The organism is Caballeronia sp. RCC_10, from assembly GCF_041360715.1.
In the GTDB taxonomy this organism is placed as follows: domain Bacteria; phylum Pseudomonadota; class Gammaproteobacteria; order Burkholderiales; family Burkholderiaceae; genus Caballeronia; species Caballeronia grimmiae.
This window is the reverse complement of record NZ_JBFUPT010000002.1, coordinates 280,367-296,609: the sequence shown is the minus strand read 5'-3', so window position 1 is coordinate 296,609 and position 16,243 is coordinate 280,367. Positions and strand designations below refer to the sequence as shown.

Annotated in this window: 12 protein-coding genes; 5 read left to right on the top strand and 7 right to left on the bottom strand. The window is 64.8% G+C overall.

Going from position 1 to position 16,243, the window contains the following annotated elements:
* Nucleotides 1-77: 77 nt before the first annotated feature.
* Together AB6804_RS05840 and AB6804_RS05835 are read right to left on the bottom strand one after the other, a co-directional pair.
* A complete protein-coding gene (locus tag AB6804_RS05840; protein ID WP_370885645.1) occupies nucleotides 78-1,406 on the bottom strand; it encodes an MFS transporter in 1,329 nt (442 codons plus the stop codon).
* A gap of 168 nt (nucleotides 1,407-1,574) precedes the next feature.
* Complete coding sequence (locus AB6804_RS05835; protein ID WP_370885937.1) at nucleotides 1,575-2,498, bottom strand: LysR substrate-binding domain-containing protein; 924 nt, start codon at nucleotides 2,496-2,498, stop codon at nucleotides 1,575-1,577.
* A gap of 347 nt (nucleotides 2,499-2,845) precedes the next feature.
* Between AB6804_RS05835 and AB6804_RS05830 the strand changes: the two genes are divergently transcribed.
* The 4 genes from AB6804_RS05830 to AB6804_RS05815 all read left to right on the top strand — a co-directional run bounded on the left by AB6804_RS05830 (nucleotide 2,846) and on the right by AB6804_RS05815 (nucleotide 7,000).
* Entirely contained in the window at nucleotides 2,846-3,682 is an 837-nt protein-coding gene (locus tag AB6804_RS05830; protein WP_370885644.1) for an NAD-dependent epimerase/dehydratase family protein, read from the top strand.
* 29 nt (nucleotides 3,683-3,711) lie between these two features.
* Complete coding sequence (locus AB6804_RS05825) at nucleotides 3,712-5,004, top strand: MFS transporter (protein WP_035965090.1); 1,293 nt, start codon at nucleotides 3,712-3,714, stop codon at nucleotides 5,002-5,004.
* Nucleotides 5,005-5,241: 237 nt separating this feature from the next.
* Complete coding sequence (locus AB6804_RS05820; protein ID WP_370885643.1) at nucleotides 5,242-5,694, top strand: DUF2231 domain-containing protein; 453 nt, start codon at nucleotides 5,242-5,244, stop codon at nucleotides 5,692-5,694.
* Between the two features lie 25 nt (nucleotides 5,695-5,719).
* Entirely contained in the window at nucleotides 5,720-7,000 is a 1,281-nt protein-coding gene (locus AB6804_RS05815; RefSeq protein WP_370885936.1) for a sorbosone dehydrogenase family protein, read from the top strand.
* 147 nt (nucleotides 7,001-7,147) lie between these two features.
* Here AB6804_RS05815 and AB6804_RS05810 read toward each other — a convergent pair whose 3' ends face one another.
* Genes AB6804_RS05810 through AB6804_RS05800 form a run of 3 tightly spaced genes read right to left on the bottom strand, consistent with a single transcriptional unit; the run spans nucleotide 7,148 to nucleotide 11,298 of the window.
* Nucleotides 7,148-8,590, bottom strand: coding sequence for an efflux transporter outer membrane subunit (locus AB6804_RS05810; protein WP_370885642.1), 1,443 nt, complete (start codon nucleotides 8,588-8,590; stop codon nucleotides 7,148-7,150).
* A gap of 33 nt (nucleotides 8,591-8,623) precedes the next feature.
* A complete protein-coding gene (locus AB6804_RS05805) occupies nucleotides 8,624-10,213 on the bottom strand; it encodes a DHA2 family efflux MFS transporter permease subunit (RefSeq protein ID WP_370885641.1) in 1,590 nt (529 codons plus the stop codon).
* Nucleotides 10,210-11,298: an HlyD family secretion protein gene (locus AB6804_RS05800; protein ID WP_370885640.1), complete on the bottom strand. Its 1,089-nt coding sequence runs from the start codon at nucleotides 11,296-11,298 to the stop codon at nucleotides 10,210-10,212. The genes AB6804_RS05805 and AB6804_RS05800 overlap by 4 nt, the downstream gene beginning before the upstream one ends.
* A 250-nt stretch (nucleotides 11,299-11,548) precedes the next feature.
* Between AB6804_RS05800 and AB6804_RS05795 the strand changes: the two genes are divergently transcribed.
* Nucleotides 11,549-13,900: a filamentous hemagglutinin N-terminal domain-containing protein gene (locus AB6804_RS05795; RefSeq protein WP_370885639.1), complete on the top strand. Its 2,352-nt coding sequence runs from the start codon at nucleotides 11,549-11,551 to the stop codon at nucleotides 13,898-13,900.
* Nucleotides 13,901-13,908: 8 nt separating this feature from the next.
* Here AB6804_RS05795 and AB6804_RS05790 read toward each other — a convergent pair whose 3' ends face one another.
* Nucleotides 13,909-15,183 (bottom strand): MFS transporter, encoded by a 1,275-nt coding sequence (locus AB6804_RS05790; protein WP_244796864.1) that lies wholly within the window; start codon nucleotides 15,181-15,183, stop codon nucleotides 13,909-13,911.
* 105 nt (nucleotides 15,184-15,288) lie between these two features.
* Entirely contained in the window at nucleotides 15,289-16,191 is a 903-nt protein-coding gene (locus AB6804_RS05785; protein ID WP_370885638.1) for a LysR substrate-binding domain-containing protein, read from the bottom strand.
* Nucleotides 16,192-16,243 lie beyond the last annotated feature (52 nt).

Genomic DNA, 16,243 nt, shown 5'->3' with positions numbered 1-16,243 from the left:
TTGCATCGGGCAGCGCGTCGAGTAATTCGTAGATCGGATTTACCTGGAAGTCCGTATTGAGGCGAGGCGGATGCGCGTCAGTTCGCGGATACGTGCTCTTCTCTCGCACGAAGTCTTGCGGGCAGCGCGAAGAGCAGTATCGCCGCGCAGACGATGGCAAGCGCGCCGATCGCATAAAGCGCCGGCGTCGTGCTGCCGGTGACGTCCTTGATGCGGCCGACCATCACAGGACTGACGATGCCGCCCAACTGACCGAGCGTATTGATGAGCGCGATGCCGCCCGCGGCGCCCGCGCCTGTCATCAGCTTCGGCGGCAGCGCCCAGAAAGCCGGAATGGACGCGATGATTCCCGCGCCCATGACCGCCAGCGCGCCGATCAGAAAGGACGTGTGCTTGTCGAAGATGCCGGCGCACAGGAAGCCCACGGCGGCGAGCAGCATGAGACCGGCGACGAAGCGGCTGCGATGTCCGCTCGCGTCGGACAGCCGGCCAACCACGACCATCGTGATTGCGCCGCAGATATACGGTACGGCGGTGAGAAGACCAATCGTCGTCGGATGCGTGATGCCCGATGTACGAATCAGGTGCGGCGCCCAGAAGTTGAGACCGTAGGAGCAGACTTGAATCATGAAGTAGACGAGGCCGAGCTTGAGGAAGCCGGGCGTCTTCAGCGCGCCGAGCAGCGAGTGCCCGCCGATGTGCCGGTTCTGATCGGCGATACGCTGTGAAAGCAGCGCCTGCTCGTCCGATGTGAGCCACTGCGCATCCTCGATACGGTCTTTCAGCACCTTGAACACGAGATAGCCGAGCGCGATGCAGGGCAGGCCGCCCACGAGAAAGAGCCAGTGCCAGCCGCGCATGCCGAGCACGCCTTCCATTTGCGACAGCACGAGCCCCGCAACGGGCGCGCCGAGGATGCCCGCGAAAGCCGAGGCGAGGAAGAGCGTCGACGTGATGCGCCCGCGATACGCCACCGGGAACCACAGCGTCAGATAGAACAGGACGCCGGGCGCAAAGCCGGCTTCCATCGCGCCAATGAGAAAGCGCAAGGTATAGAACTGCCACTCGGTCTGCACGAACGCCATCAGCGCCGTGGCGATGCCCCACGAGATCATGATCCGGCAGATCCAGCGGCGCGCGCCGACCGTGTAAAGCATCATGTTGCTGGGGACTTCGAACAGCACGTACCCGACGACGAACAGGCCCGCGCCGAGGCCATACGCGGTGTCGGTCAGTGAGAGATCGCTCTGTAACGCGAATTTGGCGAAGCTGATGTTGATGCGGTCGAAGAACGCAAAGAGATAGCACACCATGATGAGCGGCATGATTCGCCAGGCGACCTTGCGAATGGTGCGGGCTTCGTCAGGAGGCGCCAGGTCGATGCTGGCGGACAGGGCTTTGTTCACGTTTGTCTCCGGTTTGCACCGGACCGCGCAATGGAGGTCCGACGGCCAATCAAGAATCGTGCGCTTCTCGTGGCGCATGGAGACATGGTGATGGCGCGCTCGTCGATGGGAAAGCGCAAAGCGGTGAAACCAGCTTTCGCGTATCGCGAAGGCTCGAAGGTCTGCCGGTTATCCGCGCGATGACGCTGACGGGCCGGCGTCGGCGTTGCGGAGATGATCGACGAGAAGCCGGGCATGGCGCGGGACGGCGGACGGATCGCGCATGCCGATCAACAGCCGGCGTTCCGTCCACGCGTCTTTCAATGCGACTTGCCGCAGATTCAGCGATCGCACGAGCGCATGCACGGCAAGCGATGGCAGCACGGCGACGCCCATGCCGGCGGCAACCATCTGGCACATCGCGTCGAAACTGCGGACCCGGATGCGCAGCTTCAGATGACGCCCGAGCGCTTCGGCCTCCACCTGCATGCGCTCGGCCAGCGACGTCCCCTTCGAAAGACTCACGAAATCGTATTCGAGCGCTTCTTCGAAGCAAATCGAGCGCCGCGCGGCCAGCGGATGTGTCCGGGGCATCACGAGCACCAGACGGTCCACGCGATAGTCCGTCAAATGGATGCCCAGCGCCGGCGTGCGGTCCGCGAAGATGCCGAGATCGGCGCGGCCATCAAGCAACGCCAGCACGATTTCCCTGCTGTTCTGCTCTTCCAGTTCGATGCGTATGCCCGGATTCGCTTCGGTGAACGCGGCGATCTCGGACGGCAAAAACTGCGTAATCGCCGATGTATTGGCCCACAGGCGAACGATGCCCACCATGCCGGATGCGTAGTCGGACAGGTCGGCGGCGAGGCGGTCGACATCGTGAAGAATGCGTTGCGCGTGGTCATACAGCGCCTGTCCGGCGACGCTGAGCGTCACGCCCCGCGAATGGCGCTCCAGCAAGCTGGAACCTACGGCGCCCTCAAGGTCGGAGATGCGCTTGCTTGCCGCACCGACAGCGAGATTGGCCAGCGCCGCACCCTTGCTGATGCTGCCGGCGCGCACGACCAGATTAAAGAGCGACAGGGAGACGAGATCAAGGCGGTGCAGGTTCATCACGAGGAACTTGGGGGACGATTCGCGCCATTGTGCGCTAGCACGCCGGGTTGTTCGTATCTCCGCGAAAGCGCCGGATGAACAAACCCGATAGAACCGCTTGCCTCGCCGCTGTCGTGAAAGTCTTCCGAAAAGACTCGGAAAGTCATATGACATCTCACACCGAGAATCGAGTTTCTCCATGATGCGCGGCTAGTTAAACGATACCCTTCTACGGGTAATTGCCTAGTGAATTCGCATCCACGCTCGGCGATAGTACGTCATCGTATGACTTGGGCAAGATATTGACTGCAAACGCGCAGCCGTATCGTCCGCGGTCATCGTCATCTTCCAGGAAAAGGTTTTCCATGAAAAAGATTGCTCTCAGCGGCGCCGGAGGGCAGCTCGGCGCTGTTGTCCGTGCTGCGTTCGTCGCGCGTGGCGTTCCGCTGCGCTCGGCTGCCGGCTCGAAAGCGCTCACGCCGCTCGTCGAAGGTGAGGACGTCATGCACGGCGATCTTCGCGATCCCGCCGTGGTGGATCGGCTGCTGGACGGCGTCGATGTGCTGATCCACTTCGCCGGCACGAGCGTCGAACGGCCGCTGCCGGAGATCATCGAGAACAATCTGCGCGGGCTCGTCGAAGTGTACGAAGGCGCGCGCCGGCATGGCGTGAAGCGCATCGTCTTCGCAAGCTCGAATCACGCGATCGGCATGTATCCCGTCACCCAGCGTCTCGATCTCGATTGCGAACTGCGCCCGGACGGCTTCTACGGCCTGAGCAAGGTGTGGGGCGAAGCGCTCGCGCGCATGTACTGGGACAAGCACGGCATCGAGAGCGTCTGCGTGCGCATCGGCAGTTGCCTCGAGCGGCCGACCGAGCCGCGGCATCTGAGCACGTGGTTCGGTCATCGGGATCTGCTGCACTTTCTCGACCGCTGCATCGAAGCGGACGACGTGGGTTTCCTCACCATCTGGGGCGTGTCCGCGAATACGCGCAGCTGGTGGGACAACAGCGGCGCTGCACGCCTCGGCTATCGGCCTCTACAAAACGCCGAGGACTACGCCGACGAGATTCTCGCCCGTCCGAATCCGCTCGATGCGCTCGGTCAGCGCTTTCAGGGCGGCAGCTTCGTCGGCATCGACTATTCGCGTAACGATGCAGCCGCTAGCGGTCAGCCCGCTTCGACGGTTGCGCAAGCCTGACCGCATCCGGGCTCAGGAGGAGACTTCACATGAAAATCAAGGGCATTCGCTGGTGGATGGTCAGCCTCGTCGCTGCCGGCCTCATCATCAACTATCTGGCTCGCAACACGCTGTCGGTCGCGGCGCCGAGTCTCATGAAGGACCTGAACGTCACGACGGAGCAGTACGCTCACGTCGTGGTCGCATGGCAGCTTTGCTATGCGTTCATGCAGCCGGTGGCGGGCTTCATCCTCGATACCATCGGGACCAAGGTCGGCTTCGTGGTCTTCGCGGTTGCGTGGTCGCTTGCGTGTGCGGCGGCGGCCTTGTCGACGGGCTGGCGCAGCCTCGCGTTCTTCCGCGGGCTGCTGGGCGTGGCCGAGGCGGCGGGCATCCCGGCCGGCGTCAAGGCGACGAGCGAGTGGTTTCCCGCGAAGGAGCGGTCGGTCGCGATCGGCTGGTTCAACATCGGCTCGTCCATCGGTGCGCTGCTCGCGCCGCCGCTGGTCGTGTGGGCGCTGATGCACGGCGAGTGGCAACTGGCGTTCGTGCTGGTGGGTGTGGCGGGCATCGTATGGTCCGTGCTGTGGATGGTGCTTTATCAGCATCCGCGCAAGCAGAAGATGCTGGGCGATGCCGAGCGCGACTACATCCTGAGCGGCCAGGAAGCCATTCATGGCGACGCGGCCGGTGCGAAGCGAAGCCGCTTCGCCATGCTGCGCAGCCGCGACTTCTGGGCGATCGGCATCCCGCGTATTCTGTCGGAGCCGGCGTGGCAAACCTTCAATGCATGGATTCCGCTCTACATGATGACCGAGCGGCACATGAACCTGAAGGAAGTCGCGCTCTATGCATGGATGCCGTTCCTCGCCGCCGATATCGGCTGCGTGCTCGGCGGTTATCTGAGCCCGATCTTCCATAAGTACGCGAAGGTATCGCTCTTCACGTCGCGCAAGATGGTGTTCGTGGTCGGCGCCTTGTGCATGGTCGGACCGGCGTGCGTCGGGCTCGTCGCGAGTCCCTATGCAGCGGTTGCGCTGCTGTGCGTCGGCGGCTTCGCTCACCAGACCTTGTCCGGTGCGCTGTATGCCATCACGTCGGATATGTTCGGCAAGAACGAAGTCGCGACGGCGACGGGCATGGGCGGCATGGCCGGTTATCTCGGTGCGGCGGCGTTCACCGCGCTCTTCGGCGTGCTCGTGACGCGGATCGGCTATAGCCCGCTGTTCGTCGTGCTCGCCGTGTTCGACATCATCGCGGCAGGCGTCGTCTGTCTGCTGGCGAGGCGCGATGACACGACGACCGCGCCGAACTGGGCCGCAGCGGGCGCAGCGGCGAAGTAAGCTCGCCTGGCTCGTCGCATCGACGCCGTCGTTTCGTCCAGACACGACGGCGTTTTTGCGTCCAAGCGCGCGATGGCCCATCTCGCACCTTAAGCACCACCGATTTTTGTCGGCCTTGTGTCGGACAGCGAAAAGCCCGCTGTAAGCGATGCATCGCATAAGGACGACGACGCTCATCAGGCACGACTCCTGCAGCTTCCGCATGGCCGTTTCCTTCAACCACCAAGGGATTCGTCCATGACTTCGCTCCGTCCGCGATACCGATCGCGACTGGCCACGGCGCTCTTCGACTGGCTCAATCCAGTCCCGTATGGCCTCTTCGTCGGCACGCTCATCTTCGACATCATCTACGCGAGCACCGCCGTGATTTTCTGGGCGAAGGCGGCGGCCTGGCTCGTCACCGTGGGCGTGCTCTTCGCGATCGTTCCGCGTTTCATCAACCTCGGCCATGTTTGGTTCGCCCCGCGCGGCACGGTCACGGGCCTCGAACGCACCGACTTCTGGCTGAACTTCGCCGGCATCATCGCGGCGATCGTCAATGCGTTCGTCCATTCGCGCGACGCCTATGCGATGGTCCAGCTCGCGACGATTCTTTCCATCGTGACGGTGGCGCTGCTGAGCGTCGCGCAGATCGCGCTCGCACTCGACCGGTTCAACCGGTTCAACTTGCCGGAGGCCGTCCGTGAATAAGCCTACGTTGACCGGCGTGCTGTCGATGGCCGTTGCGCTGTGCGTTGCCGGATGCAACGAGCACGCCGCTTATGATTCGCAGCATCAGGCCGGCGCGAATCCGCCGCTGCCCGGACCGCGCAATTTCTTCACGCCGCCGATGCAGGTGCCGAAGCATGTCGGCTGGAAGAGCGGCGAAGCGCCGAAGGTCGCGGACGGCCTGAAGATCGAGAACATTGCTTCGGGCCTCGAACATCCACGACAGGTGCTCGCGTTGCCGAACGGCGATATCCTCGTCGCGGAATCGAGCAGCCCGCAGGAAGAACCGGTGACGACGCCGAAGCAGCTCGTCGCGGGCATGGTGCAGAGCCGCTCGGGTAAAGAGGCGAAGGGCGGCAACCGCATCACGCTTTTGCGAAAAGGCAGCGGCGGCGCGTGGGAGAAGCATGTGTACATCGAGCATCTGCATTCGCCGTTCGGCATGCAGCTTATCGGCGATACGCTCTACGTCGCCGATACGGATGCGATCCTCGCGTTTCCGTACCAGGCCGGCGCGACAAGCATCGCGCAGCCGGGCGTCGAACTCGCCGATCTGCCGAGCACGATCAACCATCACTGGACGAAGGCGCTGCTCGCGAGCCGCGATGGCAAGAAGCTCTACGTGGGCGTCGGTTCGAACAGCAATGTCGGCGAGAACGGTCTCGAGGTGGAGTACCGGCGCGCGGCAGTGCTGGAAGTCGACATCGCGACCGGCGCGAGCCGCGTGTACGCGTCGGGCATTCGTAATCCCACTGGCCTGCAGTGGGAGCCGAACACAGGCGCATTGTGGACGGTCGCGAACGAGCGAGACGAGATCGGCGCGGATCTGGTGCCGGACTATCTGACATCGGTTCAGGAACACGGTTTCTACGGCTGGCCCTACAGCTACTACGGGCAACATCTCGACGAGCGCGTGCACCAGCAGCGGCCCGATCTCGTCGCGAAGGCGCTGAAGCCGGATTATGCGATCGGTTCGCACGTCGCGCCGCTCGGCCTGCTGTTCTATACCGGTGGCAATCTGCCGGCGCAATATCGTGGCGGCGCGTTCATCGGCGAGCACGGCAGTTGGGACCGTTCGCCGCTTTCAGGGTATGCGGTCGCGTATGTCGCGTTTGAAAACGGCAAGCCCGTGGGCGCGCCGAAGCCGGTCGTTACCGGCTTTGTCTCGGCTGACGAGAAGGAACTGCGCGGCGCGCCCGTCGGACTCGCGCAGGATCGGGACGGGGCGCTCATCATCGCGGATGACGCGGGTAATGCGGTCTGGCGTGTGACTGCCGCGGGAGGGTGAGGGCGGATAGCATCTCGGTGCGCAGCACGCTGCATGCAAACGATGATGCCTGTGGCTGCGTCATGTGCAGTGCGCATACGACGCGCCGTCAGACGATCAGCTTTTTTCGCATGCAGTGCGCTGCACGCCGAGTTCACACGAAGCACTTCAATTTGCGGCCACCTGCCCGCTCACCGGGCCACGCTCGTCCGGCGCGTCCCAGCCGCCGCCGAGCGAGCGGTAAAGCGCGACGGCCGCCTGCGCATGGTGGCGTTTGGCATCGTTCAATGCGTCGGCGTCGCGCAGATACGCTTCTTGCGCCGCGAGCACGTCGAGAAAACTCGATGCCCCGCCCTTGTACAGTTCGTTCGACAGGCGCAGCGCCCGGTTCGATGCATCGAGTGCGCCGCCGAGCCTGACGACTCGCTCGTCGCCATTTACCAGATCGCTGCGCGTGTCCTCGATGTCCTTCAGCGCGTCGAGCATCGTCTGCTGGAGGCCAAGCTGCGATTCACGCATCCGGCTTTCGTTCCGGTCGATGTCCGCGGCGATGCGGCCCGCGTTGAAGATCGGGCTCGTCGCGTTCAATGCGGCGCTGAAGAGGTTATCCGTCAGCGTCGGCAGGCCGAGATACGACGATGCCAGAATGCCGTCGCTCAGGCTCAGTCGAAACTTCGGATAACGCTCGGCTCTCGCGACGCCCACTTCCGCCGCGCGCTGCTCGACTGTTGCATACGCGCTGCGCACGTCCGGGCGGCGCAGCAGCGCTTCCGATGGCAGCGTGTGCGGCACGCTCTGCGCCGGAACGGGGATCGGACGCGCTTCGCCGAGCGTCAGACCATCGACGCTTTCCGGCGTGCGTCCCGCGTAGACGGCGATCAGACTCATGTCGTGCTGAATGGCGGCGCGAATCGGCGGGATCTGCGCCTGCAAGTCCTGTAACTGGTTCTGCGCGCGGGCGACATCGAGTTGCGTCGACAGTCCATAACGCAGACGCTGCTGGGTCAGCCTGAGCGCGCGGCTGCGTATCTGCCCGTTGTCGCTGATGATCTGAAGCTGCGCCTGCGCCCATCGCAAGTCGATATAGGCGCTCGCCGCATTCGCCGCCATCGCGAGCCGCAATTCATCGAGCGCGGACCGGCGCCCGGTGGCTTGCGCTTGCGCCGCCAGCACGGCGAGGCGTTCACCGCCGAACACATCCGGCTGCCACGACGCCGTCAGGCCGACGCCCGCCTGCTTGACATAGCCGAGCGGCGGCGGGGTGTTCTGCCGTGCGTATGATGCGCCTGCGTTGGCGTCGAGTTGCGGCGCGAGCGCGGCATTCTGCTGCTTCACGATGTCTTGCGCCTGCCGCACGCGCTCGACGGCGGCTTTGATGTCGAGATTGCCGTCGAGCACGGTGCCGATCAGCCGATGCATCACCGGGTCGCCGAATTGCGACCACCACGCGTTTGCATCAATGCTGTCGACGGGAGCATCGACGCTCCACGCATCGGGCGCGATGGTCCTGGCCACTTCGGGCAAGTCCTGATGCGATGCGGGCGGCACCGCGCAGGCAGCGAGCGTCATCGCGGCCGCGACGGCAAGCAGTTTTGGAGCGATGGCTTTCATGCTGCACCTTCGAGTAATAAGGGTGACTAACTATCAATGCGCATCCGGCGGCGGTGCCGTGTTGCCGAACGGGCGCGAAAAGAACACGCTGACAAGCCCGACCGCAAAGCAAAGCGATACCGCGAGGAAGGTGTCCGAGAACGTCAGCACGAGCGCCTCGCGCATCAGAAGCGCATGCAGTGCGGCGAGGCTTGCAGCAGCGCCATCGAGCACGTCGCCGCCGGCCGCTGCGAAATGGGCGGCCCGATCGCGCAACAGCGCCTCGATGACCGGACGGCCCGCAGTCACGTGCTCATCGAGCCGCTGATAATGCAGGTTCAGACGATCGTTGAGCATCGTGCTTGCAACGGCGATGCCGATCGCGCCGCCGAGATTGCGCATCAGGTTGAAGAGGCCGCTCGCCGATTTGAGCCGCGAAGGCGGCAAGGAGCCGAGCGCCATCGTGACGATGGGCGGCACGCAGAATTGTTGTCCGATACCGCGAAGCGCCTGCGGAAGCAGCAGTTCACGCCATCCCCATTCATTCGTCAGCGGCACATACAGATAACAGCCGACACCGAAGCAAACGAGACCGAACACCATCAAAAGGCGCATATCGACGAAGCGTGCAAGAAGGGAATATGCGCTGAGTGCAACGAGCTGGAAACAGCCGACCGAGAGCAACGCGATACCAATCTGAAGCGAGTCGAAGCCGCGCACGCGCGAAAGAAACACGGGCGTGAGGAATACCGTGCAGAAAAGACCGATGCCCGTGATGAACGACAGCAGACTGCCAATGCCGAAATTGCGAATGGCGAGCGCCTTCAGATCGACGATCGGTTCTTTCGCCGTGAACGCATGCACGAGAAAGAGAAAGCCGCAGATAGCGGATATCCACGTGCAGAAGAGAATCACGTCATCGCCGAACCAGTTCTTGCGCGGCCCTTCTTCCAGCACGTATTCGAGGCAACCGAGAAAGCCCGACATCAATACGATGCCCACGTAATCGCCCTTGCGCAGCAACGAATGGTCGGCGACATCGACATCGACGAAGCGCGGCACGAGTATGGTCACCACCGCGCCGGGCACGAGGTTCAGATAGAACAGCCAGTGCCACGACCATTGCGACGTGATCCAGCCGCCAATTACAGGGCCGATGGTCGGCGCGAGTGAGGCGAGCGCACCGATCGTCGTCGCGGCGATCAGACGTTGCTTGCCGGGAAAGAGCATGAAGGCCGTCGTGAACACGGTCGGGATCATCGCGGCGCCGAGCGCGCCTTGCAGGCCGCGAAAGATGATCATCGAGTTGATGTCCCACGCGAGACCGCACAACATGCTGGTCAGCGTGAAGCCGAATGCGGAGAACGTGAAGACCCAGCGTGTCGAAAACACGCGCGTGAGCCAGCCCGACATCGGTATCACGAGAATCTCTGCAATCAGATACGAAGTCTGCACCCACGACAATTCGTCCTGACTCGCCGACAACCCTCCGCCGATATCCTTAAGCGACGAAGCCACGATCTGGATATCGAGCGTCGCCATGAAGAAGCCGAGGCACAGCAGCGAGAAGGCGAAGACCCTGGTCCGCATCGGCAGATCGGCGGGATTCATCGGCGAGTGGGGCGCGTGCGTTGCGCGGCTCATGATGCGCTGTCCGTGCGCAGATGCACTTTTACCGTCGCCGAAAGGCCGGGACGCAGCACGCCCTGCATGTCCTTCGGAACGGACAGCCGCACGCGCACCGGCACGCGCTGCACGATCTTCGTAAAGTTGCCCGTCGCATTCTCGGCGGGCAGCACGCTGAAAGTCGCGCCCGTCGCCGGTGCAAGACTCTCGACCACGCCTTCGATACGGCGGCTCGATGCGTCGAGATCGACATCGACCTTGTCGCCCGCTCTCATCTTCTTCAACTGGTCTTCCTTGAAGTTCGCATCGATCCACAGGCCGCTCGACGGCACCACCGTCAGGAGCGACACGCCGACATTCGCCAGCGCCCCGACACGCGCGCTGCGGTTGCCGACATAGCCGTCGATCGGCGCGCGGATCGTCGTGTATTCGACGTTCAGCGCGGCCACGCGCCGCGTCGCTTCAGCGGTGGCGATACGTGCGCGCGCATCGTCGATTTGCGCATCGAGCACGCTCAACTGGCGTTGCGCGGCGGTCAGCGCCGCGTTGTTGCGGTCGACGGCCGCGCGTGCCTTGGCGAGATCGGCATCGGCGCGTTCGACCACCTGATTCGACACGGCATCGTCCTTGACGAGCTGTCGGTATCGTGCGGAGTCCGAAGCGCTGCGCGTCAACTCCGCGGCCGATGCCCGCACTTCGGCCGACTGCGCGCTGATCGTCGCGATCTGCAGCGACTTCCTCGCTTCGAGTTCGGTGACGGCGGCCTGCGCGCGCTGCACTTCGGCGCTTGCCTGCGCGAGGCGGGCATCGTAGTCGCGTGCATCGAGACGGATCAACACCTGGCCCGCGCGCACGAACTGGTTGTCCTGTACGAGCACGTCGGAGACGAAGCCGTTCACTTTCGGCGCAAGCACCGTCACGTCGCCGCCGACATAAGCGTCATCCGTCGATTCGACATAGCGCCCGACGAGCAGCCAGTACGACACGGCCGCCGCGACGACGATGGCGACGCAAATCAACGCGAGCAGCATCCACGGGACGCGCCGGGCGGGTCTCGCTATGCCCGCGACGTCGGGCGAGGCAACCGAAGGAGATGTCGACATTGGCTATTGTGCACATGCACTGATGAGAGTAAAAAAAGACCGGTCTGCGGATTGGTGCAGGCTGGCGCGCTGACGTGCCGTAAGCCATTGCAATCGTCCTGAAAGGCCGGTGAGTTCATCTTCGGCAGTGTATTTGTGCACATGCACTTTGTCAAATGACTTCGCTCGCGACCTAAGCGTTTATGAACTATGCTTGAACGCACTGCGGGACGTTCGTCCGCGAATCGATGGCCTCAGACGGAGGTGCGTCATGTCATGGGTAACCGGGCGAGCGCGTCGCGCCTGTTTGCCGCGCGATCGCATCGCTTCGCCGCTCGCTTTCTCGCTGACTTCCATCGCGCTTGCCGTGATGTTCGCGTCGAACGCGGGCGCGGCGCCGCCATTGCCCCAGTGCGGCCAGTTCGTGGCGGGACAAGGTTCCATCAGTACGCAAGCCAAATCCGTCAGCATCACGCAGACGACATCGCGCGGCGTGATCGACTGGCGCAGCTTTTCTATCGGCAAAGGCAATACAGTCGATATCAACAATGGCTCGGGCGCGACGCTCAATCGCGTCACCGGGCTGGATCGCTCGATCATCGACGGAAAACTCAGCGCGACCGGCAGCCTTTACCTGATCAATCCGCAAGGCGTGGTGATCGGGCGCACGGGCGTGGTGACGACCGGCGGGCGCTTCGTCGCAACTTCGCTCGATGCGTCGAACAGCGCGTTCATGGCCGGCGGCGACCTGACGCTTACCGGAACCGGCGACGGCGTCGTGGCGAACCTCGGCAAGATCGGTTCGAGCGGTGGCGACGTGTTCCTGATCGCGCGCACGGCGGTCTTCAATCGCGGCGAAAACAACGCGACGCGGGGCACCGCGGAACTCGCGGTCGGTAGCCATGTGTTGCTGCATGACGCAGCGAGCGGTCAGCAAGTGTTCGTGCAAGCCGGAAGCCGCGGCACCGTCGATGCCTCCGGCGCAATCGACGCCGCGCAGATCAGCCTGCAAGCCGCCGATGGCAATGTCTTCGCGCTCGCCGGTCGCCCCGGCGAACTGCGCGCAACTGGCACCGCGACGCGCGATGGCCACGTTTGGCTCGTCGCGGAGCGCGGCGCGGTACACGCGCACGGCCGCATCGGCGCGGCTAATGCAGACGGCAGCGGCGGCACGGTCGACATGAACGGTGCGACGCTGCACGTCGATAACGCATCGATCGGCGCCGCGAAGTGGAATCTCACCACGCCGGCCTTCATGGCCGATGGCGGCGCGGCCGGCGCGCTCGCGAACGCGCTGTCGCACGGAACGTCGGTGGCCGTCGATACCACCGGTAAAGGCGGCAAGGCCGGCGACATCGACGTGAACGCGAGCGTGCGCTGGAATGGCGACGCATCGCTTGCGCTCAACGCATTCCACGCGGTCACGATCGCGCCGGCTGCGACCGTCGCGAACAACGGCGCAGGCAATCTCACCTTGCGCGCGGACGGGAGCGGCGTCGGCAACGGCGGCGGCGTGGTGAATGGAGGCGTCATCGACTGGTCGCGCAGCGTGGGCATCGTGTCGATACTGCGGGACATGAACAGTGCGTACACGCCCGGCACGATCACCACGAACGCACAGTGGACCGCCGCACCGTACAGCGGTCTCGCGACGCAGCTCACGGCGTATCGCCTCGTCAACACGCGCGCCGATCTCGATGCGATATCCGCCGATCCCGGCGGCCTCTATGCGCTTGGCAGGGACATCGCGCTGACGACGCCCTACGCGGGCATCGGCGTGGGCTCGCAAACCGCCTTCAGCGGACAGTTCGACGGCATGGGCCACACGATCTCCGGCTTCAGGCTCATCGATCCGCCCGCCGGAAGTTATGCCGGATTGTTCGGCACGATCGCGGCCGGCGGCATCGTGCGCAATCTGAACGTGGACGGAACCGCCGCGACGTATGCGGGCGCGAACATCGGCTTGCTAGCGGGACAAAACAACGGATACGTGGCCGGCGTGCACACGGCAGGCGCCGTCTATAACGGCCAGGGCATCACGTCGCTGACCGGTGGCGGCCTCGTCGCGGTGAACGGCGGGACCATCGAGCGGTCGTCGAGCACGGCCAGCGTGTTGGGGCTGGAGACGATGGGCGGACTCGCCGGCACCAACTCCGGCGTCATCACTCAGTCGTACGCCACCGGCGCGGTCACCGGCGGATCGCACGCGGATGCGGTCGGCGGGCTCGTCGCGCGCAACACCGGGACCATCGCACAGTCTTACGCGACCGGTTCGACCTTCACCATTCTCGGCGTCAGCGGCGGGCTCGCCGGCGATAACGCCGGAACCGTGAACCAGTCTTTCGCGACCGGCCCTGCCACGCCGTTCGGCCCGAATCCGATTGGCGGGTTCATCGGCGTGAACGGCGGTTCGTTGTCGAATGACTTCTGGGACGTGCAGACGACCGGCAAGACCATCGGCGTGAACGGCAGCGGCGCGGAAGGCGCCACCGGTCTCACGACCGCGCAAATGAGCACGGCGCAGAGCTTCGGACCGCAATGGGACTTCGGCCCGAACGGGACATGGGTCATTCCGGCGGGCGGCACCCATCCGATTCTGCGCTGGCAGTTGCAGACGCCTTGAAACGCCGGTCACGCACGCGCCGCTTCGCGCTGCGGCAAGTCGATGGTGACGGCTCTGTCGTCGATAGGAAAGTGCAGCAGCGCCGCGACGAGCCCCGCGATCGCCGTCGCGCCCCAGATGAGCGAGTACGAGCCGGTGGCGTCGAACACATAGCCGCCGAGCCACGCACCGAGGAACGAGCCAAGCTGATGGCTCAGGAACACGACGCCGAACAGCGTGCCGAGATGCCGCGTGCCGAACACTTTCGCGATCAGGCCGTTGGTGAGCGGCACGGTGCCGAGCCACGTCAAACCCATGACGGCGGCGAAGACGACGACCGAGACGCTCGTCGTCGGCAACAGGACGAACAGCGCGATCGCGCCGCCGCGTATCAGGTAGAGCCACGCGAGCACATGATGCTGCCGCAAGCGTCCGCCGAGCCAGCCGCATCCCCAGCTGCCGATCATGTTGAAGAGGCCGATCAGCGCGAGCGCCGTCGCGCCGAGGCCGACCGGCATATGGCACAGCAGCAGATAACCCGGCAGATGCGTCGCGATGAACGCAAGCTGGAAGCCGCAGGTGAAGAAGCCCAGCGTCAGCAGCCGATAGCCGCGATGACGTGACGCGTAGGCGAGCGTATCGCGCAGCGGCATCGCAAGCTCCTCCATGCCGGGCGATGCCGCAACCGAAGCACTTCGGCGCCGGCTCGCGCGGTCCAGCACGATGCCGAGCGGCGCGGCCAGGAGAATCGCAAAGGCGAGCGCATAGAGCGATGCCGGAACGCCGGCGTGCACGCGGATTTCCTGCGCGAACGGCACCATCAGCACCTGACCGAGCGAGCCGCCCGCACTGGCGAGGCCCATTGCGACGCTGCGCGTTTGCGGCGACGCGGCGCGTCCCACCGTGGCGAGCACCACGCCGAAGCTCGTGCAGCTGATGCCGATGCCCACGAGCAGTCCGAGTCCGAGCACGAGCATCCATCCCGATGTCGATGCGGCGGCGAGCGCGAGCCCGGCGGCGAACGTCGCGGCGCCCGTGGCGACGACCGGCGCGGCGCCGTAGCGATCGGCGGCGGCGCCCGCGAACGGCTGCGCGAAGCCCCACACGAGGTTGTGCAGCGCGATGGCGAACGCGATCAGCGTGACGGGCAAACCGCGATCGAACGAGAACGGCCCGATGAATAGCCCGAAGGTCTGGCGCACGCCCATCGCGGCGCTCAGGATCAGCGCGGCCGCGCCGATGAGCGCCCAGGTCGCCGCGCGGTTCGTGCGGTTCGTGTGTGTTGCCTGCGTCAGGGACGGCATGATCGCGTTCCTCCTTGCGGCAATCGTCGCAGGCCCGGGCACGCGCTGACAAACGAAAAGTTTTCGCGGACGGATGAGCGGCGTTCAACCGTCCGCGCATTCGCTTCAGACACGCCCGGCGAACTCCGCCGCCTGCTCGATCAGCCAGCTTCGGAACGCCGCGCGTTCGGCGCGCTCGCTGGCCTGCGGCGTCTCGCACAGCCAGTAGGCGGTTTGCGTTTCGACCGTCGTCGCGAGGGCTTCGACGAGCGTGCCGTCCGCAAGCTCGCGGTCGACGAGCGGCCGCCTGCCGATGGCGACGCCGAGACCGGCGGCGGCGGCATCGAAGGCGAGTTGCACGGTGTCGAAGCGCAGCCCGCCTTGCGTGTCGAGGCCGTCGACGCCCGCGCCGTCGATCCACGCCTGCCAGTCCTGGCTCGCGGTATCGACGTGGATGAGGGTCGCGTGCGCGAGATCGGGCGCGCCGGTATCGTTGCCCAGCATCGCGCGATAAGCCGGGCTGCACACCGGCACGAGCCTCTCGCCGAAGAGACGCAGCCACGATGCGCCGTCCACCGGGCCGCGACTCAGGCGCAGGCCGAAATCGAAGCCATCGACGGGAAAGCCGGCCTGGCGGCGTGACGTATCGACGCTCACGTCGATGTTCGGCCAGCGCGTGCGAAAGTCGGCGAGACGCGGGACGAGCCAGCGCGCGGCGAGCGTCGGCGCGCAGGTGACGGAGATCGAGCGGCGCTTGCGCCTGTCGGGCAGCGATTGCGTGCCGATCGCGATCAGCCCGAACGCCTCCGCGATATACGGCAAGTACAGCTCGCCCGCCGCACTCAGCGAAAGTCCCCGCGTCTCCCGCACGAACAGTTCGACGCCGAGCATGTTTTCCAGCGCGCCGATGCCATGACTCACCGCGCCCGGCGTCAGGTTCAGTTCGGCGGCGGCGAGCTTGAAACTCTTGTGCCGCGCCGCCGCTTCGAAGAGGCGCAGGGCGTTGAGCGGGGGCAGGCGCTGGGGCATGAGCGTGCTTTTCCGGATGGACAGTGACGTTATCGTACAGCCGCCTTGCGTC

Excerpts from the sequence above, each read along its gene's own strand:
- AB6804_RS05800 (WP_370885640.1), bottom strand. The coding sequence starts at position 11,298 with ATGTCGACATCTCCTTCGGTTGCCTCGCCCGACGTCGCGGGCATAGCG.
- AB6804_RS05815 (WP_370885936.1), top strand. The coding sequence starts at position 5,720 with ATGGCCGTTGCGCTGTGCGTTGCCGGATGCAACGAGCACGCCGCTTAT.
- AB6804_RS05790 (WP_244796864.1), bottom strand. The coding sequence starts at position 15,183 with ATGCCGTCCCTGACGCAGGCAACACACACGAACCGCACGAACCGCGCG.
- AB6804_RS05830 (WP_370885644.1), top strand. The coding sequence starts at position 2,846 with ATGAAAAAGATTGCTCTCAGCGGCGCCGGAGGGCAGCTCGGCGCTGTT.
- AB6804_RS05795 (WP_370885639.1), top strand. The coding sequence starts at position 11,549 with ATGTCATGGGTAACCGGGCGAGCGCGTCGCGCCTGTTTGCCGCGCGAT.
- AB6804_RS05805 (WP_370885641.1), bottom strand. The coding sequence starts at position 10,213 with ATGAGCCGCGCAACGCACGCGCCCCACTCGCCGATGAATCCCGCCGAT.
- AB6804_RS05825 (WP_035965090.1), top strand. The coding sequence starts at position 3,712 with ATGAAAATCAAGGGCATTCGCTGGTGGATGGTCAGCCTCGTCGCTGCC.
- AB6804_RS05820 (WP_370885643.1), top strand. The coding sequence starts at position 5,242 with ATGACTTCGCTCCGTCCGCGATACCGATCGCGACTGGCCACGGCGCTC.
- AB6804_RS05835 (WP_370885937.1), bottom strand. The coding sequence starts at position 2,498 with ATGAACCTGCACCGCCTTGATCTCGTCTCCCTGTCGCTCTTTAATCTG.
- AB6804_RS05810 (WP_370885642.1), bottom strand. The coding sequence starts at position 8,590 with ATGAAAGCCATCGCTCCAAAACTGCTTGCCGTCGCGGCCGCGATGACG.
- AB6804_RS05785 (WP_370885638.1), bottom strand. The coding sequence starts at position 16,191 with ATGCCCCAGCGCCTGCCCCCGCTCAACGCCCTGCGCCTCTTCGAAGCG.